General features: G+C 63.4%; 25 protein-coding genes. 19 read left to right on the top strand and 6 right to left on the bottom strand.

The annotated features are described in order from the left end of the window. The first annotated feature begins 91 nt into the window (after nucleotides 1-91). The 4 genes from rsmI (at nucleotide 92) to KJP30_RS11575 (ending at nucleotide 3,293) form a co-directional block, all read left to right on the top strand. Nucleotides 92-970, top strand: coding sequence for a 16S rRNA (cytidine(1402)-2'-O)-methyltransferase (rsmI, locus tag KJP30_RS11590; RefSeq protein WP_321206932.1), 879 nt, complete (start codon nucleotides 92-94; stop codon nucleotides 968-970). Between the two features lie 32 nt (nucleotides 971-1,002). Beyond that, nucleotides 1,003-1,368 carry a YraN family protein gene (locus tag KJP30_RS11585; protein WP_218449432.1) on the top strand — a complete coding sequence of 122 codons (366 nt, stop codon included), beginning with the start codon at nucleotides 1,003-1,005 and terminating at the stop codon, nucleotides 1,366-1,368. Nucleotides 1,369-1,458: 90 nt separating this feature from the next. Continuing rightward, nucleotides 1,459-2,394: a glutathione synthase gene (gene gshB / locus KJP30_RS11580; protein ID WP_218449431.1), complete on the top strand. Its 936-nt coding sequence runs from the start codon at nucleotides 1,459-1,461 to the stop codon at nucleotides 2,392-2,394. Beyond that, nucleotides 2,391-3,293: an alpha/beta hydrolase gene (locus tag KJP30_RS11575; RefSeq protein WP_218449430.1), complete on the top strand. Its 903-nt coding sequence runs from the start codon at nucleotides 2,391-2,393 to the stop codon at nucleotides 3,291-3,293. The genes gshB and KJP30_RS11575 overlap by 4 nt, the downstream gene beginning before the upstream one ends. On the opposite strand, the gene KJP30_RS11570 is transcribed toward KJP30_RS11575, so the two are convergent. Next, nucleotides 3,259-4,773, bottom strand: coding sequence for a YifB family Mg chelatase-like AAA ATPase (locus KJP30_RS11570; RefSeq protein WP_218449429.1), 1,515 nt, complete (start codon nucleotides 4,771-4,773; stop codon nucleotides 3,259-3,261). The genes KJP30_RS11575 and KJP30_RS11570 overlap by 35 nt on opposite strands. 90 nt (nucleotides 4,774-4,863) lie before the next feature. Then, nucleotides 4,864-5,739, bottom strand: coding sequence for a glutathione S-transferase (locus KJP30_RS11565; protein ID WP_218449426.1), 876 nt, complete (start codon nucleotides 5,737-5,739; stop codon nucleotides 4,864-4,866). A gap of 213 nt (nucleotides 5,740-5,952) precedes the next feature. Here KJP30_RS11565 and KJP30_RS11560 point away from each other — a divergent pair, with 213 nt between their 5' ends. From KJP30_RS11560 to KJP30_RS11535, 6 genes are all read left to right on the top strand, one after another. Then, the gene (locus tag KJP30_RS11560) at nucleotides 5,953-6,831 is read left to right on the top strand and encodes an RNA polymerase factor sigma-32 (RefSeq protein ID WP_218449424.1); all 879 of its coding nucleotides are present in this window, start codon (nucleotides 5,953-5,955) and stop codon (nucleotides 6,829-6,831) included. Continuing rightward, nucleotides 6,828-7,613: a ChaN family lipoprotein gene (locus KJP30_RS11555; protein ID WP_218449422.1), complete on the top strand. Its 786-nt coding sequence runs from the start codon at nucleotides 6,828-6,830 to the stop codon at nucleotides 7,611-7,613. Before KJP30_RS11560 ends, KJP30_RS11555 begins: the two co-directional genes overlap by 4 nt. Before the next feature lie 79 nt (nucleotides 7,614-7,692). Beyond that, on the top strand, nucleotides 7,693-8,940 hold the full coding sequence (gene coaBC, locus KJP30_RS11550; RefSeq protein ID WP_218449421.1) for a bifunctional phosphopantothenoylcysteine decarboxylase/phosphopantothenate--cysteine ligase CoaBC: 1,248 nt from the start codon (nucleotides 7,693-7,695) through the stop codon (nucleotides 8,938-8,940). Between the two features lie 4 nt (nucleotides 8,941-8,944). Continuing rightward, nucleotides 8,945-9,415 carry a dUTP diphosphatase gene (gene dut / locus KJP30_RS11545; protein ID WP_246594472.1) on the top strand — a complete coding sequence of 157 codons (471 nt, stop codon included), beginning with the start codon at nucleotides 8,945-8,947 and terminating at the stop codon, nucleotides 9,413-9,415. After that, nucleotides 9,415-10,467, top strand: coding sequence for a HesA/MoeB/ThiF family protein (locus KJP30_RS11540; protein ID WP_218449410.1), 1,053 nt, complete (start codon nucleotides 9,415-9,417; stop codon nucleotides 10,465-10,467). The genes dut and KJP30_RS11540 overlap by 1 nt, the downstream gene beginning before the upstream one ends. 94 nt (nucleotides 10,468-10,561) lie before the next feature. Beyond that, nucleotides 10,562-12,583: a M3 family metallopeptidase gene (locus KJP30_RS11535; protein ID WP_218449409.1), complete on the top strand. Its 2,022-nt coding sequence runs from the start codon at nucleotides 10,562-10,564 to the stop codon at nucleotides 12,581-12,583. 96 nt (nucleotides 12,584-12,679) lie between these two features. Here KJP30_RS11535 and KJP30_RS11530 read toward each other — a convergent pair whose 3' ends face one another. Then, nucleotides 12,680-13,672, bottom strand: a complete 993-nt coding sequence (locus KJP30_RS11530; RefSeq protein ID WP_218449408.1) for a TraB/GumN family protein — start codon at nucleotides 13,670-13,672, stop codon at nucleotides 12,680-12,682. Nucleotides 13,673-13,759: 87 nt separating this feature from the next. Here KJP30_RS11530 and KJP30_RS11525 point away from each other — a divergent pair, with 87 nt between their 5' ends. Beyond that, nucleotides 13,760-14,434 carry a DUF2161 domain-containing phosphodiesterase gene (locus KJP30_RS11525; protein WP_218449407.1) on the top strand — a complete coding sequence of 225 codons (675 nt, stop codon included), beginning with the start codon at nucleotides 13,760-13,762 and terminating at the stop codon, nucleotides 14,432-14,434. Here KJP30_RS11525 and KJP30_RS11520 read toward each other — a convergent pair. Further along, nucleotides 14,431-15,348 (bottom strand): DMT family transporter, encoded by a 918-nt coding sequence (locus KJP30_RS11520; RefSeq protein ID WP_246594471.1) that lies wholly within the window; start codon nucleotides 15,346-15,348, stop codon nucleotides 14,431-14,433. The two genes, KJP30_RS11525 and KJP30_RS11520, sit on opposite strands and share 4 nt — an antisense overlap. A gap of 144 nt (nucleotides 15,349-15,492) precedes the next feature. Between KJP30_RS11520 and KJP30_RS11515 the strand changes: the two genes are divergently transcribed. Both KJP30_RS11515 and KJP30_RS11510 read left to right on the top strand, forming a co-directional pair. Then, a complete protein-coding gene (locus KJP30_RS11515; protein ID WP_218449405.1) occupies nucleotides 15,493-15,858 on the top strand; it encodes a hypothetical protein in 366 nt (121 codons plus the stop codon). Then, nucleotides 15,851-16,456 carry a DedA family protein gene (locus KJP30_RS11510; protein WP_218449403.1) on the top strand — a complete coding sequence of 202 codons (606 nt, stop codon included), beginning with the start codon at nucleotides 15,851-15,853 and terminating at the stop codon, nucleotides 16,454-16,456. Before KJP30_RS11515 ends, KJP30_RS11510 begins: the two co-directional genes overlap by 8 nt. On the opposite strand, the gene KJP30_RS11505 is transcribed toward KJP30_RS11510, so the two are convergent. Next, a complete protein-coding gene (locus KJP30_RS11505) occupies nucleotides 16,446-17,375 on the bottom strand; it encodes an L-lactate dehydrogenase (RefSeq protein WP_218449401.1) in 930 nt (309 codons plus the stop codon). The two genes, KJP30_RS11510 and KJP30_RS11505, sit on opposite strands and share 11 nt — an antisense overlap. Nucleotides 17,376-17,619: 244 nt before the next feature. Here KJP30_RS11505 and groES point away from each other — a divergent pair, with 244 nt between their 5' ends. Both groES and groL read left to right on the top strand, forming a co-directional pair. After that, nucleotides 17,620-17,907 carry a co-chaperone GroES gene (gene groES / locus KJP30_RS11500; protein WP_218449390.1) on the top strand — a complete coding sequence of 96 codons (288 nt, stop codon included), beginning with the start codon at nucleotides 17,620-17,622 and terminating at the stop codon, nucleotides 17,905-17,907. A 61-nt stretch (nucleotides 17,908-17,968) separates the two neighbouring features. Continuing rightward, the gene (groL, locus tag KJP30_RS11495; RefSeq protein ID WP_218449389.1) at nucleotides 17,969-19,612 is read left to right on the top strand and encodes a chaperonin GroEL; all 1,644 of its coding nucleotides are present in this window, start codon (nucleotides 17,969-17,971) and stop codon (nucleotides 19,610-19,612) included. A 120-nt stretch (nucleotides 19,613-19,732) separates the two neighbouring features. Here the strand turns inward: groL and KJP30_RS11490 are convergent, their stop codons facing one another. Further along, nucleotides 19,733-20,158, bottom strand: coding sequence for a gamma-glutamylcyclotransferase family protein (locus KJP30_RS11490; protein WP_218449388.1), 426 nt, complete (start codon nucleotides 20,156-20,158; stop codon nucleotides 19,733-19,735). 175 nt (nucleotides 20,159-20,333) lie between these two features. On the opposite strand from KJP30_RS11490, the gene KJP30_RS11485 reads away from it, so the two are divergent. The 4 genes from KJP30_RS11485 to KJP30_RS11470 all read left to right on the top strand — a co-directional run bounded on the left by KJP30_RS11485 (nucleotide 20,334) and on the right by KJP30_RS11470 (nucleotide 23,762). Further along, on the top strand, nucleotides 20,334-20,663 hold the full coding sequence (locus tag KJP30_RS11485) for a hypothetical protein (protein WP_218449387.1): 330 nt from the start codon (nucleotides 20,334-20,336) through the stop codon (nucleotides 20,661-20,663). Between the two features lie 92 nt (nucleotides 20,664-20,755). Beyond that, on the top strand, nucleotides 20,756-21,886 hold the full coding sequence (locus tag KJP30_RS11480; protein WP_218449386.1) for a DUF8173 domain-containing protein: 1,131 nt from the start codon (nucleotides 20,756-20,758) through the stop codon (nucleotides 21,884-21,886). Between the two features lie 42 nt (nucleotides 21,887-21,928). After that, entirely contained in the window at nucleotides 21,929-22,558 is a 630-nt protein-coding gene (rnhB, locus tag KJP30_RS11475) for a ribonuclease HII (RefSeq protein ID WP_218449384.1), read from the top strand. A gap of 88 nt (nucleotides 22,559-22,646) precedes the next feature. Then, complete coding sequence (locus tag KJP30_RS11470; protein WP_218449382.1) at nucleotides 22,647-23,762, top strand: site-specific DNA-methyltransferase; 1,116 nt, start codon at nucleotides 22,647-22,649, stop codon at nucleotides 23,760-23,762. Nucleotides 23,763-23,797 lie beyond the last annotated feature (35 nt).

The raw sequence follows: 23,797 nt of genomic DNA, 5'->3' as shown, positions 1-23,797 counted from the left end.
GACTCCCTCGTTTTTTGCGCGTCATGCGCGGCACGGGTGGCGCGCGGCGCGATTTGGCGCTGATCATAGAGAAGGGCGAAAGGGGGGGCCAGTGACGATTGCGGACAGTGGCACGGGGAACGGCGGATTGACGCCGGGTTTGTACTTGGTGGCCACGCCCATCGGGAACGCGCGGGACATTACCCTGCGGGCGCTGGACCTTTTGAAGGTCGCAGATGTGCTGGCCGCCGAAGACACCCGCAGCCTGCGCCGTTTGATGGAATTGCATGGCGTCGCGCTGGGGGATCGTCCGCTGGTGGCCTATCACGACCACAACGGCGCGCGGGTGCGGCCACGGCTGTTGGCAGAGATGGCGGCAGGGAAATCGGTGCTCTATGCCTCCGAGGCCGGTACGCCGATGATTTCGGACCCGGGCTTTGATCTGGCCCGGGCCGCGGTCGAGGATGGTCATGCGGTGACCAGCGCGCCGGGCGCAAGTGCCGTGGTGACGGCGTTGACCCTTGCCGGTCTGCCGACGGATCGGTTCCTTTTTGCGGGATTCTTGCCTAACGCTGGCGGGCCAAGGAAAACCGCCCTGCGCGAGCTGTCCGCCTCTCCGGCGACACTTGTCTTTTACGAATCGCCAAAACGGCTGGTCGATATGCTGGAGTCTGCCAAAGACGTGCTGGGCGACCGAGAGGCCGCCGTCTGCCGGGAATTGACGAAGAAATTCGAGGAAACGCGGCGCGGGCCTCTGTCCGAGCTGGCGGCCCACTATCGCGAAACCCCGGCCAAAGGCGAAGTTGTCGTCCTGATTGGCAAAGGTGATTCAGAATCTGTTAGGGAATTTGACCTAGAACAGGAGGTGAACAAGGCGCTGGAAACCATGTCGGTACGGGATGCCGCGGATTTCGTTTCCGCGCGCTTCGGCGTCAAGAGGCGTCCGGTTTACCAGATGGCGATGCGGCTTTCCGCGAAAGGGGACACATGAAGGCGCTTCACGCCAGGCAAGGGACTACAGGCATGGCTGAACGCCAGATCACCGGCCGGTGCGGATATCATGCCGGATTGGCCGCAGAGGACGGGGTGGCGCAGGATTACGCCCGCCGTGGCTATCCGCTGTTGGCACAACGCTGGCGCGGGCATGCGGGTGAAATCGACCTTGTGGTTGCGGATGGCGACGGCGTGATCATTGTCGAAGTCAAGAAAAGCCGGTCGTTCTCGCGCGCTGCGGAGCGGTTGTCGCAACGCCAGATCGGGCGCTTGATGCGTGCGGGCGAGGAATTTCTTGGCACCCGGCCGCGTGGATCGCTGACCGATATCCGCTTTGACCTTGCGCTTGTCGATGGCCATGGGGCCATTCGTGTGATCGAAAACGCATTCCTCTGAGGATTAAGGTCGCGTCATCCGGTGGGCTGCGCACATTGCGCCCGGCGGCGTCCTGCGCCATCTATGGCGAAAGGATTGCTGGGGATGCACATGAAGATCGCCTTTCAGATGGACCCGATCACCGGGGTCGATATCAACGCAGACAGTTCCTTCCGCCTTGCCGAAGAGGCACAGGCGCGCGGGCACGAGCTTTTTTACTACGGTCCGGATCAACTGGCTTATGAAGAGGGGCGCGTGACGGCGCGTGGCCATTGGATGACGGTTCAGCGGGTGGCCGGAACCCCGGCCGTGCTTGGGGATCGGGTGACGGTCGATCTGGCCGACATGGATGTGATCTGGCTGCGGCAGGATCCCCCCTTTGACATGCATTATATCACCACGACACACTTGCTGGACCGCCTGAAAGGTCAGGTTCTGGTGGTGAACGATCCGTTCTGGGTCCGCAACTCGCCGGAAAAGCTGCTGGTTCTGAACTTCCCGGACCTGACACCGCCGACGGCGATTGCCCGGGATCTGGGTGTGCTGCGCGCGTTCCGGGAGAAGCATGGCGATGTGATCGTAAAGCCGCTGTACGGCAACGGCGGCGCCGGGGTCTTCAAGCTTGGTGCGTCCGACGGCAACCTCAGTTCGCTGTACGAGATGTTCACCGGTTTCTCGCGAGAGCCGCTGATCGTTCAGAAATACCTGCCCGACGTGTCCAAGGGGGACAAGCGGGTGATCCTCGTTGACGGTGAGGCGGTCGGCGCGATCAACCGTGTCCCGGCCAAGGGAGAAGTGCGTTCGAACATGCATGTGGGTGGGCGCCCCGAAAAGGTCGCCCTGACCGAACGCGACCTTGAAATCTGTTCTCGGATTGGCCCCGTCCTGCGGGATAAAGGGCAGGTCTTTGTGGGGATCGACGTGATCGGCGATTGGCTGACAGAGATCAACGTGACCTCGCCCACCGGCATTCAGGAACTTGAACGTTTCGACGGTATCAACGTCGCCGAGAAGATCTGGCAGGCGATCGAGGCCAAGCTGACATGAGCCTTGTGCGGCCGCTCCTGAACCGCTGGTTGGCACTGACGGAGCGGCCGCATCTGGAACGAACAAGGCACCCGGAACACTTGCGGGCCTCGTTCGAGCGCAAGGCGCGCATCTTTTTTCGCGCGCCGATGGGCACACGGTTGGTCCGGGACAGGTTGGACGGCGTTCCGGTGCTTTGGGTCAATTGCGACAGACCGGGGCCTTTGATCCTGTATCTCCACGGCGGTGCTTTTGTAATGGGGTCTGCCGATACGCACAGGGCGTTGATGGGGCGGCTGTCCCGATTGGCGGAGGTGCCTGCCTGTCTAATCGACTATCGGCTTGCACCAGAGCACCCCTTTCCCGCCGCGCTGGAGGATGCCAGCGCCGCCTATCGTGCGGTTATGGACCATCCCGGCGGCGTGATCCTTGGCGGAGACAGTGCGGGTGGCGGGCTGGTGCTTGCGCTGCTGGCCGAACTGCTGCGGCTGGATCTGCCGCGCCCCTTGGGGGCATTTGCCTTTTCCCCACTGACCGATCTCAGTTTCTCGGGCGAAAGCGTTGCGCGAAACGCGGCAACCGACGTGGTACTGCCTGTCAGCCGGGTGCATGAAACAGCCGACATGTATGTCCCTCGCGATGTGGACGTTCGGGATCCGCGCGTGTCTCCGCTTTGGGCCGAGTTTGCGGGGGCGGGTCCGGTCTGGCTTGCCGCCGGGGATCGGGAGTTCCTGCTGGACGATACCCGCCGCATGGCGGCGCGGCTGCGCGCGCAGGGAGTGGCCGTACATGAGGAAATCGCGCGCGACCTGCCACATGTCTGGCCGATCTTTCACAATATCCTGCCCGAGGCGCGCGCGACGTTGCGGCGCCTGGTGTCCTGGATCAACTCTCTTTCGCCGACAAAAGGCGATAGCTGAGCGCCTCGGCCACGTGGGGGCGGCGCACCTCGGCGGAGTCATCCAGATCGGCAATGGTGCGCGCCACGCGCAAGACGCGGTGATAGCCCCGGGCGGTCAGGCCAAAACGGTCGGCGGCGCGGGTCAGCAATTCGCGGCCTTCGGTATCGGGCGTTGCAATCTCTTCCAGCCGTTGCCCTTCGGCGTCGGCGTTTGTGCGCAGCGCATCCTGCCCGGCAAACCTGTCCTGCTGAATGGCCCGTGCGGCTGCCACACGCTTGGCCACCTGTGCCGAACTGTCGCCAGTGGCGGGCAGATCCAGATCGGTAAAGCCCACCGGCGGCACCTCCAGCCGCAGGTCGAACCGGTCCATCAGCGGGCCGGAAATGCGGCCAAGGTAATCTTCGCCGCAATTCGGCGCGCGAGAGCAGGCCTGCGACGGGTCGGTGAGATAGCCGCATTTGCAGGGGTTGGCCGCCGCCACCAGCAGAAACCGGGCAGGATAACGGACATGAGCATTGGCGCGGGCGACCATCACCTCGCCGGTTTCGATGGGTTGGCGCAGGGTTTCCAGTACGGTGCGGGGAAACTCGGGGAATTCATCCATGAACAGCACGCCATTGTGGGCGAGGCTGATCTCTCCGGGTTGCGCGGTGCGTCCGCCGCCGATCAGCGCCGCCATCGACGCCGTGTGATGGGGTTCGCGAAAGGGGCGGCTGCGCGAGATGCCACCATCGCTCAACAATCCGGCAATCGAATGGATCATCGAGGTTTCCAGCGCCTCAACCGGTGTCAGCGGTGGCAGGATTCCGGGCAAACGCGCCGCCATCATTGATTTTCCGGCCCCGGGCGGGCCGATCATCATCAGGTGATGCCGCCCCGCGGCGGCGATTTCCATGGCGCGCTTGGCCCGCTCCTGTCCCTTTACGTCGCGCAGGTCGCGGGCGGCGGTTTCCGTCGTCACTTCGCCGGGAGAGGCAGGCTCCAGCACGTTTACACCGGTAAAATGGCGCACAATGTCCAGCAGGTTGCCCGCGCCGATCACCGTGCAGGCATCGACCCAGGCAGCCTCGGCCCCCGAGGCCCGCGGGCACAGCAGGATGCGGTCCTCTTCGGCCGCGGCCATGGCGGCGGGCAGCGCGCCGACCACGGGAAGAATGTCACCGTCCAGAGACAATTCACCAAGGGCCACGGTCTGGGCGATGGCGTCGGCAGGCAGAATGTCGAGCGCCGCCAGAAGGCCCAGTGCGATGGGCAGATCGAAATGCGATCCGATCTTAGGCAGGTCGGCGGGTGCGAGGTTGATCGTGATCCGTTTGGAAGGCAGGGCAATGGCCAGCGCGCTTAGCGCCGTTCGCACGCGGTCGCGTGCCTCGGATACGGCCTTGTCCGGCAGACCGACGATGGAAAAGGCGGGCACGCCCGGGGTGACGGCGCATTGCACCTCGACCGGACGGGCCTGCACGCCTTCAAAGGCAACCGTATGAGCGCGAGCGACCATGACCCCCTACCGCATCAGGACGGGGCGAGCCTGACCCGCGCGTGGTTAGCAATTGGTTAACGCCGCTGGCAGGCCGTTAAGGTGCGGCGCTTATGTCGCTGCCCCGTCGCGCAGGGCCACGAAGGCAGGCCAGGCATCGGGATCATGGACCGTCTTGTCCCGACAGAAGGCATTGCAGAAGCCAAAGACGCGGCCTTCGGTTTCCAAAAGATGTGTGACGGGCTTTCCGGAATAGGGACAGCAATCGTTTTCCGCAGAGCCGCTGTCGATGGCATGGGCAAGACGCGGCGCGGGGCCGGGCCAGCCCGTTTGCGGGTAGTCGCGATCATACCAGGGCAGGGTGGCGCCACGCGCCAGCCCCATGGCGCGCCACCGGCGGAACGCCGGGTCGGCAAGGTGTCGATCCACATAGCTGCGCGCGGTTTCCGAAACGGGCAGAGCATAACCGGCGATGCGCGCAGCAACCGGCGCAAAGAACGCATCCGCCACGGAATAGCCTCCGGCAAGCCAAGCCCCGCCCGAGCGGGTCAGCGCGTGGCTCCAGATCGTTTCGATCCGGTCAAGATCGGCTTGCAGGGCCTCGGGAACCGGGCTGTGCGCATAGGTGGCGCGCAGGTTCATCGGGCATAGCTCGCGCAGCGTGCCATAGCTGGAATGCATCTCTGCCGCGAGACTGCGTGCCATTGCCCGCAATGCCGGATCGGCGGGCCAAAGCCCGGCCTCCGGGTTGCGGGTAGCCAGTTCTTCGGCGAGCGCGAGGCTGTCCCAGATCACGGTGCCATCACCCGTCACCAAGGTCGGCACGGTGCGCGCCGGCGCATAGCGCGCCATCTGGTCAGAGACCGGGGCCTGCATGAAATCGACGATCTCGATCCGGACCGGAATGTCGAACCGGTGAAACAGGAGCCAGGCCCGCAGGGACCAACTGGAATAACTGTAGTCGCCAAGAAAAAGCCTGTCGTCCATGGAACCTCTCCGCCGTTGCTGCGTTTGTCTACCGTATGGGTCAGTCTGCGGAAAATCAGGATTTGTTGCCGGTGCGATCACGCAGGCAGAACGCTATTTCGCCAAATGCCCCGAATTTCGCCGACGCGAAAGTGATCCGGTCGCGATCGAGCCACGTAGTAAGATCAAAGAGCCCCACGACAAAGGGGCCCCGAGATCATCAGGGGAGCTGATATGGCGCTTGATACGTTCAATGACCAAAGCTTGTCTCGTCGGGCCATGAAGGCCGAATTGCTGGATGCAGAGACGGAACTGAAACTGGCCTACGCTTGGCGTGATGACCGTGACGAACAGGCCCTGCACCGGTTGATTCAGGCTTATATGCGGCTGGCGATTTCAATGGCAGCCAAGTTCAAACGCTATGGCGCGCCGATGAACGACCTCATTCAGGAGGCGGGGCTGGGCCTGATGAAAGCGGCGGACAAGTTCGATCCGGACCGCGGGGTGCGCTTTTCGACTTATGCGGTCTGGTGGATCAAGGCCTCGATCCAGGACTACGTGATGCGGAATTGGTCGATGGTGCGGACGGGCTCGACCTCGTCTCAGAAGTCATTGTTCTTCAACATGCGTCGTGTTCAGGCCCGGATCGAGCGTGAGGCGGCGGCCCATGGCGAGCAGCTGGACGGCCACCAGTTGCGTCACAAGATTGCAACCGAAATCGGTGTGCCTCTGCGCGACGTCGAGATGATGGAAGGTCGGCTGTCCGGTTCCGACTACTCTTTGAACGCGACCCAATCGGTCGAGGATGAAGGTCGGGAGTGGATAGACACCATCGAGGATGACGGGGCGCAGGCCTCGGAGATCGTCGAAAACGAACATGATCGCGAACAGCTCCGAGAGTGGCTGGTTCAGGCCATGGGGGCGCTGAATGATCGCGAAAGGTTTATCGTGCGTGAACGCAAGCTGCGTGAGGATCCGCGGACGCTTGAATCTCTGGGCAATGAACTGGGCCTGAGCAAAGAGCGCGTTCGCCAATTGGAGGCTGCGGCCTTTGGAAAGATGCGCAAGTCGCTTGAGGCCCAGAGCGGAGAAGTGCATCACTTCCTCGCATGAGACATCTGATTTTTGGCCTGATGGCCGTCGCGTCCCCAGCCTTTGCAGACGGACATATCGATGCGCAAGTTCTGTTCTTGGGCGAGGTGCATGACAATCCGGCGCACCACCTGACGCAGGCGGCCTTTGTGGCCGAGGTCAAACCTGCTGCCATCGTCTGGGAAATGCTGGAGCCCGGCGCGTCCGACGTGTTGACGCCCGAACTGATCGCAGACGAAAGCGCGCTGGAGGCGGCATTGGGCTGGGCTGACAGCGGCTGGCCCGACTTTTCCATGTACTACCCGATTTTTGCCGCCGCCCCGGAGGCGGTGCATTTCGGTGCGCAACTGCCCCGCGGCGAGGCGCGCGCCGTTATGGGTCAGGGGCTGGCCGAGGTTTTTGGTGAAGACGCGGCGCGGTTCGGGTTGGACACACCTTTGCCCGAGGGGGAGCAGGCGGCACGGGAGGCCTTGCAAATGGCAGCCCATTGCGATGCGCTGCCTCCCGAGATGCTGCCCGCCATGGTCGATATCCAACGTTTGCGGGACGCGCGGCTTGCGGCTGCGGCGCTTGCGGCGCTGGAACAGACCGGTGGGCCGGTGGCGGTGATTACCGGAAACGGCCATGCGCGGCTGGACTGGGGCGCGCCGGCCCTTGTGTCGCGCGCCGCGCCCGAGGTTGTGATCTTTGCGCTGGGCCAAGGTGAAAAGGGCCGCTCTGTCCCGGACGGGGGCTTTGACCAGATCGAAACCGCGCCGCCCGTCGACCGTGGTGACCCCTGCGAGGCGTTTCGCAGCAAGTGATCGCAGGGTCGTGCGGGTGGGGGACTTGCGGACAGGGGCCTGTGCTGCATAGTGCGGGCGTCTTGAGAGAGGGCGCGACGTGCTGGCCGGAAAACGCATTCTTCTGATTATCGGGGGCGGCATCGCTGCCTATAAATGTCTGGACCTGATCCGCCGGCTGCGCGAACGCGGGGCCTTGGTGGCGCCGGTGATGACACGGGCGGCGGAGGAATTCGTCACCCCCTTGTCCGTGTCGGCCCTGGCGGGCGAAGAGGTTCACCGCGACCTCTTTGACCTGACCAAAGAGGCGGAGATGGGGCACATCCAGCTGAGTCGGGTGGCCGATCTGATGGTTGTGGCCCCGGCGACGGCGGACCTCATGGCCAAGATGGCGGGCGGTCACGCAAACGACCTTGCCACGACGCTGTTGATGGCGACGGATACGCCGGTGATGATCGCGCCGGCCATGAATGTCCGTATGTGGGAGCATCCCGCAACACAGCGCAATCTTGAGGTCCTGCAAGGGGACGGCATTCGGGTGGTCGGCCCCAATTCGGGCGACATGGCCTGTGGTGAATACGGGCCGGGACGTATGGCCGAGCCGCTGGAAATCATTGCCGCGGTGGAAGCGGTGTTTGCCAAGGGGCCGCTGGCCGGGCGGCGCGTGTTGGTGACATCCGGCCCGACGCATGAACCCATCGACCCGGTGCGCTATATCGCCAACCGTTCGTCAGGCGCGCAGGGGACCGCCATCGCCGAGGCGCTGCGCGACCTTGGGGCCGAGGTGGTCTTTGTCACCGGTCCCGCCGAGGCCGCGCGGCCCGTTGGTGTGCAGGTGGTGGAGGTGGAAAGCGCGCGCGAAATGCGCGACGCCGTGATGGGCGCGCTGCCGGTGGAGGCCGGGGTCTTTGCCGCTGCCGTTGCCGATTGGCGCGTGGCCAGCGCCTCGGACGCGAAGATCAAGAAGGAAGGCGGCAAGCTGCCCGTACTGGAGTTTGCCGAGAACCCGGACATCCTTGCCGAGGTCTCACAGCTGGCGGAGGGGCGCCCGGCGCTGGTGGTCGGCTTTGCCGCCGAGACAAACGACGTGGTGGCCCATGCCACCGCCAAGCGGGTGCGCAAGGGCTGTGACTGGATCGTGGCCAATGATGTCTCGCCCGCGACGGGCATCATGGGGGGCAGCGAAAACGCCGTTGTGCTGATTTCGGAGGCCGGGGCCGAGAGCTGGCCCCGGGCGTCGAAACGTGCCGTGGCGGAGCGGCTGGCGTGCCGGATCGCCGAGGCGCTTGGCGTCAGTTCGCGCGCGCCCGGTCCGTGGGATGGTGCAGGCGGCACCGGTGGAGATTGAGTATTTGAGCCAAGAAGAAACACAGGTCGTGATTGGGTTCGAATGGGTCGACGGTGCGGATCGCGCGCTGGGCCTGCCGGTCTATGCCACCGCCGGGGCGGCGGGCGCGGATCTGCGCGCCAACCTGCCGGATCGGGGGGAGATCCGCCTTGCACCGGGCGCGCGGGTGCTGGTGCCCACGGGGTTGCGGATAGCCATCCCGGCGGAGTTCGAGGTGCAGGTGCGGCCACGGTCCGGGCTGGCGCTGAAACACGGGATCACCCTGCCCAATGCGCCGGGAACGATCGACAGCGACTATCGCGGCCCGCTTGGCGTGATCGTGATGAATGCGGGCGGGGAGGATTTCGTGATCGCCCACGGTGACCGGATTGCGCAGATGGTGGTGGCCCCTGTGGTGCGTGCGGTGTTCCGCGAGGGGGCGCTGGAGGAGACCGCACGGGGTTCGGGCGGTTTCGGTTCCACGGGACGCGGCTGATGATGCTGGTTTTGGGCCTTGCGGCGATGATCTGGGGGATCGGCCACCTGATGAAGGCCCCTCGGGCGGCGCGGGGCTATATGCTGGGACTGCTTTACGTGGGTGTGCTGGCGGTGCAGGTGATCCTGCCTGCCGGGCACCCGCTGCGGGAGGCAACAGGGGGCAGCGCGGCCCCATGGTTGATCCTTGGCGGATTTGGCGCATTGGGGCTGGCCTATGCGCTGGGGCTGCGCTGGTTGAAGGCAAGAGCGGTGGAAAAGACAAGTGCAGAAGCCCCGGCGCAGGATCCGGGCAAGTTCCGCGAGGGCGAGCTGGAACGCTATGCCCGGCATATCGTGCTGCGCGAATTGGGCGGTCCGGGGCAGAAGCGGCTGAAGGAGGCGCGCGTTCTGGTGGTGGGTGCCGGGGGGCTTGGTTCTCCGGTGTTGTTGTATCTTGCCGCTGCGGGTGTCGGGACGATCGGGGTGATCGACGACGACGAGGTCGACAGCGGCAATCTGCAACGGCAGGTGATCCACAGCGATGCGCGCATCGGAATGCCAAAGGTGTTTTCCGCACAGGCCGCGATGGAGGGGATCAACCCTTACATCACGGTCAAGCCGTACAAGCGGCGGCTGGATGCAGAGACCGTTTCCGCCCTGCTTGAGGATTTCGATGTCGTGCTGGACGGGACGGATAATTTCGAAACTCGTTACATGGTGAACAAGGCCTGTGTGGCGGCGGGCAAGCCGCTGATTTCCGGGGCCTTGAGCCAATGGGAGGGGCAAGTCAGCGTCTTTCACCCGGCAGAGGGCGGCCCGTGTTATCAGTGCATCTTTCCCGAGGCCCCCGCGCCGGGGTTGGCCCCCAGCTGTGCCGTGGCCGGTGTTCTTGGTCCTTTGCCCGGTGTCGTTGGGTCGATGATGGCGGTGGAATGCATCAAGCTGATTGCCGGGGCCGGGGCCGTGCTGCGGGGGGAGATGCTGATCTATGACGCGCTATGGGGCGAAACCCGCAAGATCGGGTTGAAGCGGCGTGAAAGCTGTCCGGTCTGTGGGGCGCGAGAGGGGTGAACCGGGCGGAGAGGCCGGAACAAAGCTGTTCCGGCGCGATTGAAGCGGCGGGCGCCGAGGCATAGTTTTGCGTAAGTGATCAGGAGATTTGCAGATGACCAACCCGCTGCTGGCCGAATGGACCACCCCTTTCGGCATCGCGCCCTTTGCCGAGATCTCGGACGAGGATTTTGCCCCCGCGCTGGACGCGGCATTGGCGGCGCATACGGCCGAGATCGAGGCAATTGCCGCGAACCCCGATGAGCCGAGCTTTGCCAATACCATTGAGGCGATGGAAGGGTCGGGGGAGGCTCTGGACAAGGTGCTGGGCACGTTTTTCAACATTGCCGGCGCAGACAGCAACCCCGCGCGACAGGACTTGCAGCGGGCGTTTTCCCCCAAGTTGTCGGCGCATAGTTCGGCGATCTATTCCAATGCGGCGTTGTTCGGGCGCATCAGCGACCTTTGGGAGCGGCGCGACACGCTGGGCCTGACAGAGGAAGAGGCGCGCGTCCTGTATCTGACGCATCGGGATTTCGTGCGCGCCGGTGCGTCGCTGGACGGCGACGAGGCCGAGCGGATGAAGGCGGTCAAGTCGCGGTTGGCGGTTCTGGGGACCGAATTTACTCAGAACCTTCTGAAGGATGAATCCGACTGGTCGATGGCCCTGACCGAGGCGGATCTGGACGGGTTGCCGGAGTTTGTGGTGGATGCCGCCCGGTCCGCCGGTGCGGCGTTGGAGGCCGACGGACCTGTCGTGACCCTGTCACGATCGCTGATTGTGCCTTTCCTGCAATTTTCGCCGCGCCGCGATCTGCGCGAAAAAGCGTGGCGGGCGTGGGTGATGCGCGGCGAAAATGGTGGCGAAACAGACAATCGTGGCATCGCAGCGGAGGTGTTGAAGCTGCGTGAAGAACGCGCCCGGTTGCTGGGCTATGAGGATTTTGCCGCCTTCAAGCTGGAAACCGAAATGGCGGGCGCTCCGGACAAGGTGCGTGCCTTGCTGATGGCCGTCTGGGAGCCGGCCAAGGCGGCGGCCGAGAGGGATGCGGTCGAGATGCAGGAGATGTTGCATGCCGACGGGATCGACGGACCGCTGGAGCCATGGGATTGGCGCTATTACGCCGAGAAGCGCCGCAAGGCGCAGCACGATCTGGATGAGGCGGAGCTGAAGCCTTACCTGCAACTCGACCGGATGATCGAAGCGGCCTTTGCCTGTGCGAACCGTCTGTTCGGGCTGGAGTTCAAGCCGCTGGACGTGGCGTTGTACCATGCAGATTGCCGCGCGTGGGAGGTCACGCGGGACGGCCAACATGTGGCGGTGTTTATCGGCGATTATTTCGCGCGGGCGTCGAAACGGTCGGGCGCATGGTGTTCGGCCTTCCGGACTCAGGCGAAACGGCCGGTGGAAAAGGCCCCGATCGTCGTGAATGTCTGTAATTTCGCCAAACCGTCCGAAGGCAAGCCTGCGTTGCTGTCCTACGACGACGCGCGGACCTTGTTCCACGAATTCGGCCATGCCTTGCACCAGATGCTTTCGGATGTGACCTTTGGTTCGGTTTCGGGCACGTCGGTTGCCCGTGATTTTGTCGAACTGCCGTCGCAACTGTACGAGCATTGGCTGGAGGTGCCCGAGGTGCTTTCGGAATTTGCCACCCATGCCGAGACAGGCGAAGCAATGCCCGAGGCGTTGCTGGAGAAGGTCCTGAAGGCGGCGAATTTCGACATGGGGTTCCAAACGGTTGAATATGTCGCCTCGGCGCTGGTGGATCTGGAGTTCCATTCGGGTGCGGCGCCCGCAGACCCGATGCAGAAGCAGGCCGAAGTATTGGAGAGTATCGGGATGCCCCGCGCCATCGTGATGCGCCATGCGACACCGCATTTCGCACATGTTTTTGCCGGGGACGGGTATTCGTCGGGATATTACAGCTACATGTGGTCCGAGGTCATGGACGCGGATGCCTTCGAAGCCTTTGAGGATGCGGGCGGGGCCTTTGATCCCGAAACGGCGGCCAAGCTGGAAAGGTTCATCCTGTCGAAAGGCGGCTCGGTCGAGGCCGAGGACCTGTACATGCAATTCCGTGGTCGGATGCCAGGGGTCGAGGCATTGCTGAAAGGGCGGGGGCTGGCGGCCTGAGGTTGGCCGGGGGGACGGCGCTCGACGGGGCCTTTGGCCCCGACGTCGCCCCGCCCACCATCCCCGGCCACTGGCGCGCCGGGGCGGTCGGAGTGCTCAGAACGGCAGGCGTTCGAGGGTAAAGCCCTCGTCCGCCAGTAGATGCAGGACGCCGTTTTCGCCTGCCAGATGCGCCGCGCCAAAGGCGGCGACGACATACCCGTCGGACAGTGCCAACGCATCCAGAAGCTCGGGGATCCAAGCGCGGTTGCGGGCGGTCAGAAGGGTCTCTTCGATCATGCTGTAGACCTCATCGTTTTCCGCGCGGCTGAGCGGGGTCAACCGGGGCGACAGCACCTCCAGCGCCAGTTGGCTTGCCCCGTGCTCTTCGGCGAAATAGGCGGCGAGCATGGTTTCGAACAGGTCTTCGCCGCTTTCCGGTGAGCTTAGGGCTGAACGGATCATCAAAAGCTGTGTTTCGATGGGCATGTCGGAAAAGGCCTCGAACCCGGTGCCATAGGGTTCAAGCGACCGGGTCGGCACGCCGTCGGCCCTTGCCATCTGTTCCAGTTGCGCGTCCAGCCCGTTGGCCTCGGCCAGCTGGTCCTTCATGCAGGGCGGGATGGACAAGAGGATCGACACGTACCACGGCCGCATCTTGGCAGCCATGAAGGGGGGCATGCCACGCAGGCGCATGGCTTCGGACAGCCGTTGCCATTCGTCTTCGGGCAAGAGTTCCGGCAGGGTCGTCTCTTGTAGCAGCAGCATGTCCATGCGCGTCTTGAGCGCCTGCTCCAGCGCGGCCTTTTCGTCGGCGTCCATTTCCAACAGCAGCATGTCCGCCCCCCGGATCAGGGGAGCGAGCCGTTCGACCGGTCCGTCCAGTCGCGGGTCGTCCAGATGGACGGTGCCGACCAGGTGCAGCACTTTTTGGCCCCGTGTGGCCCGCCAGTGATTACCCGAGGGAAAGGCGGTCTTGGCCAGCCGGGCGTCGAATTCGGCCTGTTCCGTGGGCGTCAGCGTGTCCATCAGATCGCGACCGTCACAGGCGGCGCGCAGGGAGGTGGCGCAGAGGCCAAGGAAGGTCAGGGCGAGGAGGATCAGGCGCATGGCGTCTCTTTCTGCGTCAGGTTGTGTTTCACTTAGTCCTTGAGGCGGGTTCTGGACAAGGGCAGGCACCGAGAAGAGACTGCGCAAATGAAGCGGGAAAGCGATCTATACGGGCCGGTCAAAGCCTTGCTGGAAGGGCAGGGATATGAGGTCAAGGGCGAGGTCGGCGCGGCCGATCTTGTGGCCGTGCGGGAGGGCGAAGCGCCGGTCATCGTCGAGCTGAAATTGCGGATCACGCTGGCGCTGTATCATCAGGCCTGCGCGCGGCTGGCCGTGTCCGAAAGCGTCTATATCGCCGTGGCGCGGCCCACGGGGCGCACGGCGCGACGGGCGATGAAGGACAATCTGTCAATGTGTCGGCGGCTGGGGCTGGGGTTCATCACTGTCCGGCCCGACGGCAAGGTCGAGGTTCATTGCGACCCAGGGCCATATGTGCCGCGCAAGAACAAGGCCAAGGCGGTGCGCCTGTTGCGCGCGTTCGAACGGTTGCGGGGCGATCCCAACGAAGGCGGCGCGACCCGACATGGAATCGTGACCGGCTATCGACAGGATTCGCTGGCCTGCGCGGCGCATCTTGCGCAGCAAGGTGCCTGCCGGGGGCGCGACGTTGCCAAGGCAACCGGAGTTGTCGCGGCCACCCGGATCCTGCGCGACAATCACTATGGCTGGTTCGAGAAGGTCGATACCGGTGTCTACGCCCTGACAAAGGCCGGGCGGGCGGGACTGAAACATTGGGCCTATAGCTGGGAGGAAAAGCCCTAGGCGGGCTTTTTCCGGTTGGCGAGCCTTTCACGATGCAGCGTGTACAGGCCAGAGGCGACAATGATCGAACAGCCGAAGATGGTCCAGCCGTCTGGCAGGTCGGAAAAGACCACGTAGCCGTAGAAGGTGCTCCACAGGATCAGCGAATAGTGCATAGGCGCGACGACGACGGCTTGGGCAATGTCCAGCGCACGGATGACCAGCACCTCGCCCAGACCCGCGGTCACGGCGAGCCCGATTGCGACCAGCCAGAGCCAAGTTTCCCCCGGTGTGATCCAGACAAAGGGCAGGGCAAAGCTGACCAGCGTGATCGACGTCAGCGAGGTATAGGCCACGGTCGTGACCACCGGATCGGTGCCGCTGAGACTGCGCGACAGAACCTGGCGCAGGGCAAAGAAACAGGCGGCAGCCACGGTAAAGCCGATGGCCGGATGTAGCACGCCCATGCCGGGGCGGATAACGATCAGCATGCCAACGAAACCGATTCCGACTGCGATCCAGCGGCGGATGCCCACCGGTTCGCGCAAAAAGACCGCACCAAGGACGGTAACGACAAAGGGCGCGATAAAGGTCACGGCGACCGCATCGGCCAGCGGAACAAAGCTGACGCCTACGACGAAGCAGACCGCCGAAAGCACGGCGGTGATGCCTCGGAAAATTTGCAGGAAGGGCAGGCGGGACCGCAAAAGCGACGGCCCCCGCAACACGATCAGAACGATGATCCCCAGCGCCAGCCCGATCTGGCGGAACCACACCACCTGTGCGGCATGGAAGGATTCAGTCAACAGTTTGGCCAGCACGTCGCAGGCGGCAAAGGAAAAGAAACCCAGCAGCATCAGCACGATACCGCGCAGGTTGTCGGGTTGGGAAGGCGCGGGCGCGGTGCGGAACGGCGCAGCCTGTGGCGTGGGCATGGGCAATCCTGAGGGCGAAAAGAAACGGCGCGGGTTTTGCCCCGTGTCGAAAAATGGGAATGATGGATCGGGACGTGCCAGAGGTCCAAGGGCCGTGACAAGCGACGGACAGGCGGGCGTGACTCGTTTCAGGAAGGATATGGGATGTCGGGAACAGAGGAAAGCCTGATGCGACGGATGTGGCGCGATGCGCCTTGGTTGACGGCGGGCCTTGGGCTTAGCCTGCTGATCGTGCTGGTGTTTGCGGTGCGCATGGCCATGGGCATGATCTTTTGGGCGGACCCGCGCCATCAGGACATGCCCATCGAAGCATGGATGACGCCGCGTTTCGTCGGCATGTCATGGCATCTGCCGCCCGAGGTCGTCCGTGAGGCGCTGGAGCTGACCCGTGATGGCAAGGGGCCTGAACCTTTGTGGAAGATCGCCCAGACGCGCGGCGTTCCGGTTGAGGACCTGATTGATGATCTGGAACAGGCGATAGCCGCGCACCGTGGGGCACGGCATGAGTGATGCGATTTTTGCGCTTGTCGCGGGGTATGGCCTGTGGGTGGTCGCCGGGTCGGCCTTTCTGTCCTGTCTGCTGGTGCCGGTGCCTACGGCGCTGGTCATGCTGGCGGCCGGGGCTTTTGCCGCAGCGGGCGACCTGAGCTTGGGGCAGGTTTTTCTTGCCGGCTGGCTGGCGGCGCTGGCCGGGGACAATGCCGGGTATCAGCTGGGTCGTTGGGGCGGCCGCCCTCTGGTTCGGCAGATCGCGCGGCGCACCGGCAAGCGGCGCTTGATCGCGCGCGGGCGGCTGGCGGTGCATCGCTACGGTGCGCTGGGTGTCTTTTTCTCGACGTGGCTTGTGGCGCCGCTGGGGCCTTGGGTGAACCTGATTTCCGGCGCCATGGGGTTGTCCCGCTGGCGGTTTGCCGTCTGGGACACGCTGGGAGAAACGATCTGGGTCGGGGCCTACGTGGGGCTGGGTTATGGGTTTGGCACGCAGATAGATGCCGTCTCGCAGGTGGTCAGCGATTGGGCGGGTCTGTTGGCGGCACTTGCTGTGGCGGCGGGTTTTTCCGTGGCGCTGGCGATGAAGTTGCGGCGCAAGGTCCGCGTCAGAGGCTGAGTTCCCTGAAGCGGTCGCGCAACATTTCAGCCGAGGCGCGCAAGGCGTCGGCTTCGCTGGAGGAAAGATCGGGAACCAGTGCCTCGGTCACGCCGGCTGCTCCGACCACGCGCGGCACGGAACAGGCTGTCCCCTGAACGCCCATGACGTCGTCCACGGTCGAAACAGTCAGAACCGCGCCTTCGTCCTGTGTGATCGCGCTGACGATGCGGGCAAGCCCGGCCCCAATCCCGTACCACGTGGCTCCTTTTCCCTCGATGATCGTATAGGCGGCGCGGCGCACACCTTCGTCGATTTCCGCCTGAAGCGCAGATGACAGCGGAGCGCCGATCTGGGCGGCAAAGCTTTGAACGCTCACAGAGCCTGCGCGGGCGGCGGACCATGCCAGAACCTCGGAATCGCCGTGCTCGCCCAGCACATAGGCATGGACAGACCGTGGCGCGATTCCAAGATGCCGCCCCAATAGCCAGCGAAAACGCGCCGTATCAAGGATCGTGCCAGAGGCAATGACCCGCCCTGGCGGCAGGCCCGACAGCGCCTGTGTGACCTGTCCCATGATGTCGACCGGGTTCGAAGCCACCAGCAGGATCGCCTCGGGGCAGACCCGCATGACTTCGTCCACAACCGAGCGAAAAACCGCGGCATTGCGGTCCAGCAATTGCAGGCGCGTTTCGCCCGGCTTCTGGCCGACCCCGCAGGCCAGAACCACGATCCGTGCCCCGGCAAGGTCATCATATGTCCCGGCGGCGATCTGCGCGGCACTGGCAAAAGGGGCCGCATGGGCGATGTCCTCGGCTTCGGCCCGGGCACGGGCCTCGTCGATGTCGACCAGAACAATGCGCGATGCCGCCCCGCGCATTACGCAGGCAAAGGCCGCCGCTGCCCCGACCATGCCGGCCCCGACGATTCCGATCTTCATGCTGTGCTCCGTCGCTGCTTTCGCACCAGTGCCGTCAGACTGGCAGCTTTGTCGTTGAAACCCTACATCGACCACTGGGCAGGCCGCCGGGAAATTCCGGCTCAGCACAAATTTTCACGGCAGCGTGTTGACACGACTCGGGGCGTTCCTTACCTCAGCGCCGTTAGCACTCGACCCTGATGAGTGCTAACGGCCCCGGATCACGGGGTCGATAGGGAAAACTTTGAGCCAGGAGAACTCGAAGATGGCATTCAAACCGCTTCATGACCGCGTGCTGGTTCGTCGCGTCGAGAGCGACGAAAAGACGGCTGGTGGCCTGATCATCCCCGACAGCGCCAAGGAAAAGCCGGCTGAAGGTCTGGTTGTGGCTGTGGGCGCCGGCGCCAAGGACGACGACGGTGATCGCATCGCCATGGATGTTGCCGAAGGCGACAAGATCCTGTTCGGCAAGTGGTCGGGCACCGAAGTGACGGTCGACGGCGAAGAGCTGCTGATCATGAAAGAAAGCGACATCCTCGGCATCATCGCCTGAGGAAACGATGGGCCGCAGGCCCGTCCACCGCTGACATCAACCCGAATCTAGGAGAACGCATATGTCTGCAAAAGACGTGAAGTTCGATACCGACGCCCGCACGAAGATGCTGAAAGGCGTCAACATCCTCGCCGACGCCGTCAAGGTGACCCTGGGCCCGAAAGGCCGCAACGTGGTTCTGGACAAGTCGTTCGGCGCGCCGCGCATCACCAAGGACGGTGTTTCTGTCGCCAAGGAAATCGAACTGGAAGACAAGTTCGAGAACATGGGCGCGCAGATGGTGAAGGAAGTTGCTTCCCGCACCAACGACGAAGCCGGTGACGGCACCACCACCGCGACCGTTCTGGCACAGGCCATCGTCAAGGAAGGCCTGAAAGCTGTTGCGGCTGGCATGAACCCGATGGACCTCAAGCGCGGCATCGATCTGGCAACCGCCAAGGTCGTCGACGCGATCAAATCGGCAGCCCGTACCGTCGAGAACTCGGACGAAGTCGCTCAGGTTGGCACCATCTCGGCCAACGGCGAAGCAGAAATCGGCCGTCAGATCGCCGACGCGATGCAGAAGGTCGGTAACGAAGGCGTTATCACCGTCGAAGAGAACAAAGGTCTGGAAACCGAGACCGATGTCGTCGAAGGCATGCAGTTCGACCGTGGCTACCTGTCGCCGTACTTCGTGACCAATGCCGACAAGATGACCACCGAGCTGGAAGACTGCATGATCCTGCTGCACGAGAAGAAACTCTCGTCGCTGCAGCCGATGGTTCCGCTGCTGGAATCGGTGATCCAGTCGCAGAAGCCGCTGCTGATCATCGCGGAAGACGTCGAAGGCGAAGCGCTGGCGACCCTCGTGGTCAACAAGCTGCGCGGCGGCCTGAAAATCGCAGCCGTCAAGGCACCGGGCTTCGGCGATCGCCGCAAGGCCATGCTGCAGGACATCGCGATCCTGACCGGCGGCCAGGTGATCTCGGAAGACCTCGGCATGAAGCTCGAGTCCGTGACCATGGACATGCTGGGCACCGCCAAGAAAGTTCAGATCACCAAGGACGAAACCACCATCGTCGACGGTGCTGGCGAAAAAGCCGAAATCGAAGCACGCGTTTCGCAGATCCGTACCCAGATCGAAGAAACCACTTCGGACTACGACCGTGAAAAGCTGCAAGAGCGCGTAGCCAAACTGGCAGGCGGTGTGGCTGTCATCCGCGTTGGCGGCATGACCGAAGTCGAAGTGAAAGAGCGCAAGGACCGCGTCGACGACGCGCTGAACGCAACCCGTGCCGCCGTTCAGGAAGGCATCGTGGTCGGCGGTGGCGTGGCCCTGGTTCAGGGTGCCAAGTCGCTGGAAGGCGTGAACGGTGCAAACAGCGACCAAAACGCGGGTATCGCCATCGTGCGCCGCGCGCTGGAAGCTCCGCTGCGCCAGATCGCCGAGAACGCAGGCGTTGACGGTTCGGTTGTGGCTGGCAAGGTCCGTGAATCGGACGACGTCAAGTTCGGCTACAACGCTCAGACCGACGAATATGGCGACATGTTCAAGTTCGGCGTCATCGACCCGGCCAAAGTTGTCCGCACCGCTCTGGAAGACGCAGCATCGGTTGCCGGTCTGCTGATCACCACCGAAGCCATGGTTGCTGACAAGCCCGCCAAAGAAGGCGCAGGCGCAGGCGGCGGCATGCCCGACATGGGCGGCATGGGCGGCATGATGTAATACGGCCGTTTCCCTTCGGGGATACAGGCCGGGTGGCGCGGGACCAGAAGGTTGCGCGTCACGCCGTCACAGGATTACGCAAGGGCGCTTTCGGGCGCCCTTGTTCGTTTTATCGGCGTATCAACGCGCGGATGGCATCGCCTCTGTGATCCGTCCCGAGGGGATGCGGGCCGCGCGCGACAGATCCCATGCATAGAGATAGGAAACTGCCGGGATCACCCGGGCGTCTTCAAGCGTGACGGGGATCTCGCGGCGCTGAAATTCATGCGGCTCCGGGCGCGAAGGGTCACAGGCTTCGTATCTGTCGAAGGCGGGCAGCAGGGCCTCGGCGTCATGCAGGGCGTAAAGCTCGCCATAAACCCGGTCATCGTCATAGCCGGACGGGACCGCTCCGGGATAACGGTTGCCCGGTTCTTCAGGATCCTCGATGTGATAAAGGCAGGCGCGGATCCAGCCGGACCCGACAAAATCAGCCGCTTCATGCAGCTTGCGCCCCATAGGATGGTCAGCAACGGTCAGCAGGGTGCCATAGACAAAAAGATGCATGTTTGACGGCTCCATTTCAGGGGGCGGGGCCGCTGTACCCTGAATTGGTCGCTGGGCAAACCCCGCTGTTTCCGCAGGGAAGACGTGCAAAGCAGCTACAACTTTCACGAGATCAGGCCTCGCCGCTGCCCGACATTCTGTTAAAATTGAAACTCATGCCAAAACGAGGACAATCATGAGTCGGCGAGACGCGAGAAAAGCCCTGGTCCTGGGCCTGCCAGAATCCCTGCGCAAAGAGCTGGTTCAGCAGGCCGTGGCCCATGTGCCGCTGGCCTATCTTGTCCGGCAGACCCTTCGGCGTGCCCTTGATGCGGGCATCGGTTGGGACAAGACCGTGAATTCCGGCGACCGCCGCCCCATCCTTGTGCAACTGAGCTGTGAAGAGCGGGCGCGGCTGGAGATGTGGGTCGCGTCCAGGAAAGTGTCCGAAGAAGAGGCTGTCTTGTCCCTCATAACGGCCATTCTGGAAGAAGAGGCACAGGGGCAAGACCCGGAAAAGGGTTGAGCCTGCTCCCCGACCCGCGCTTTAAAGCGGCGCAAGGCGCCTGATCTGTCAGGCGTGGGAATCGTGCCCGCCGGGGCAGGGGAGTTTTGCGCATGTTGAAAAAGCTACTGGTGATCCTGAGCCTTGTGCTGGCTGGCCCTGCCTTGGCACAGGATACTGAACAACGGGCCTTTCTGGGCAATGACGTCTATCAGGCCGGGCAAACCGTCCGCATGTCCGACAGCGGGCGAGAGGATGCCTTTCTGGCCGGTCAGCGTGTCCAGATCTTGGCCCCGGTTGCGGGCACGGCGCATATGGCGGGTCGCTGGGTCGATGTCGAGGCAGAGCTGGGCGGCAATCTTTACGCCGCGGGTCAGCGGATCCGGCTTGCGGCACCGATTGCGGGGGATGCGGCATTGGCCGGTTATACGCTGGACATTTCGGCCCCCGTCGGCGGCGATTTGCGGGCCTTCGGCTCTGAGCTGACCCTGAATGCGCCGATCTCCGAAAGCGCGATCCTGAACGGCGAGATCGTCGAGTTGAATGCCGAAGTCAGCGGGGACGCGGTGATTTCGGCCCGGGAGTTGATCTTTGGCCCCGATGCGCGGATCGGTGGCACGCTGACGATCTTCGAAGAGGAAATCGGCGCAACCGTGGTGCCCGAAACCGTGGTGCCTGCCGACCGGCTGGTGCGGACAGAGCTGAAGTTCAAACGGGTCAGCGGGGCGTTCCAGCATCCCAAGGGGCCAAAGAAGAAAAAGACCGGCGAACTGGTGGCGGATTTCCTTGTCTGGGTGTTGATCGCCGGTGCGGTGACGGCGCTTGTGGCGCTGGTTCTGCCGTCGTGGATGTCGTCGATGCGTACCGAAATCGCGGATCGTCCGTTCCGCGTTGGATTGATCGGCTTTCTGTCGTTGTCGATGCTGACCGGCGGAGGGGTTCTGGTCGCAGTCACTGTGATCGGAGCGCTGCTGACCCCTTTCTTCTGGATCGCGGCGGCGGCCCTTGGTGGTCTTGGCTTTGTCGTCGGATTGTACGCGCTGGGCGCTTGGGGGGTGGAATATCTGCCGATTTCTCTTTCGGACCGTCTGACCGCCGTTGCGGCAGCCTTCCTTGGCGCTTTGGCGGCAGGGCTGTTGGGCCTGATCCCGGTTCTTGGCTGGATCGTGCTGGTCCTTCTGGGGATCGTGGGGGCCGGGGCGCTGGCCATGCGTTTGCCCGCTGTCGCGCGGCTGGCGGGTTGACGCGCCCTTGCCTCGGGCCCGGTGTTCGGGTTCAACCGGGGCATGACGCTGAATTTGGACCTTGAAGAGTCGCTCTGGGCGCGCGGGTTGTCCCGTGTGGCCGGGGTAGATGAAGTGGGCCGTGGGCCTTTGGCGGGACCGGTCGTCGCGGCGGCCGTTGTCCTGAACCGGGATGCGATCCCGGAAGGCCTGAACGACTCCAAGAAACTGTCGGCCAAGCGCCGGGACTTCCTTGTGCCGCTACTGCGCCAAAGCGCGCTTGTCGGGATCGGCCAGGCCAGTGTCGAGGAAATCGACGAACTGAACATCCTTCAGGCCAGTCTCTTGGCAATGCGGCGTGCTGTTGCCGATCTGCCGGTCGTGCCTGACCATCTGCTGATCGACGGCAACCGTCTTCCGACCGAATTGCCCTGTCCCGCGACGCCGATTGTCGGCGGCGACGGGCGCTCACCGTCGATCGCGGCGGCCTCAATTGTGGCAAAAAACTGGCGGGATGATGTCATGAAAAAGGCCGCCACGCAGTTTCCGGGATATGGCTGGGAAACAAACGCCGGATACCCGACGAAGTGTCACAAATCTGCACTCCGAGATTTGGGGGTGACCCCACTTCATAGACGTTCCTTCGCTCCGGTGCGCGATATCTTGTGGCAAGCGAAAAACTCAAGTGTCTGATTCAAAAATATAATTGACCGCGAATCACCTTTGACTCATCTTTTGCTCAACCAATGAGCGCAAAAGCGCCGGGGACTAGAGGCAGAGAATGAAGACGATGACAAAGGTGAAGAGCGCTCAGGCGCTCCCTCTCAACACGATTCTTGCAGGCGATTGCATCGATGTGATGAATAGCCTGCCAGAGGCGTCCGTGGATCTGATCTTTGCCGATCCACCTTATAACCTGCAGCTGAAAGGCACGCTGCACCGGCCCGACAACTCCCAGGTGGACGCAGTTGACGACCATTGGGACCAGTTTTCCAGTTTTGCCGCCTACGACAAGTTTACCCAAGACTGGCTCGCAGCGGCGCGCCGATTGCTCAAGCCCGACGGGGCGATCTGGGTGATCGGTTCCTATCACAACATCTTTCGGGTGGGGGCCGCGCTACAGGACGCGGGCTTCTGGATCCTGAACGATGTTGTCTGGCGCAAGTCGAACCCGATGCCGAACTTCCGTGGCAAGCGGTTCACCAATGCCCATGAGACCATGATCTGGGCCTCGAAGGGGGAAGGTGCGAAATACACCTTCAACTACGAGGCGCTGAAGGCGCTGAACGAAGGCATCCAGATGCGCAGCGACTGGGTACTGCCGATCTGCAACGGCGGCGAACGGATCAAGGACGCCAACGGCGACAAGGCACATCCGACGCAAAAGCCCACCTCGCTGCTGCATCGCGTGCTGGTCGGCTCAACGAACCCCGGCGACGTGGTGCTGGACCCCTTCTTTGGCACCGGAACAACCGGCGCCGTGGCCAAGATGCTGGGCCGCGACTGGATCGGTATCGAACGCGAAGAAGCGTACCGCGAAGTTGCGGAAAAGCGGATTTCGAAGGTGCGCGCCTTCGACAAGGTCGCGCTTGAGGTCAGTGCCTCGAAACGGTCGGAACCGCGTGTTCCCTTTGGCCAACTGGTCGAGCGCGGCATGCTGCGTCCGGGCGAACAACTGTGGAGCATGAACGGCCGCCACAAGGCCAAGGTACGCGCGGACGGCACGCTGATCGGGAACGACGTCAAAGGTTCGATCCATCAGGTCGGGGCCAAGCTGGAAGGCGCGCCTTCGTGTAACGGATGGACCTACTGGTGTTTCAAGCGCGACGGCCAGACCGTGCCGATCGACGTGCTGCGTCAACAGATCCGTTCGGAAATGACAGACCGCCCCGACTGAGGGGCGGCACCTTCAACAACATCAAGATGAACACC

It is taken from the genome of Antarctobacter sediminis, assembly GCF_019218285.1.
Taxonomy (GTDB): domain Bacteria; phylum Pseudomonadota; class Alphaproteobacteria; order Rhodobacterales; family Rhodobacteraceae; genus Antarctobacter; species Antarctobacter sediminis.
Note: the sequence above shows the minus strand (reverse complement) of the source record. Positions and strands in the feature narration are given on the sequence as shown.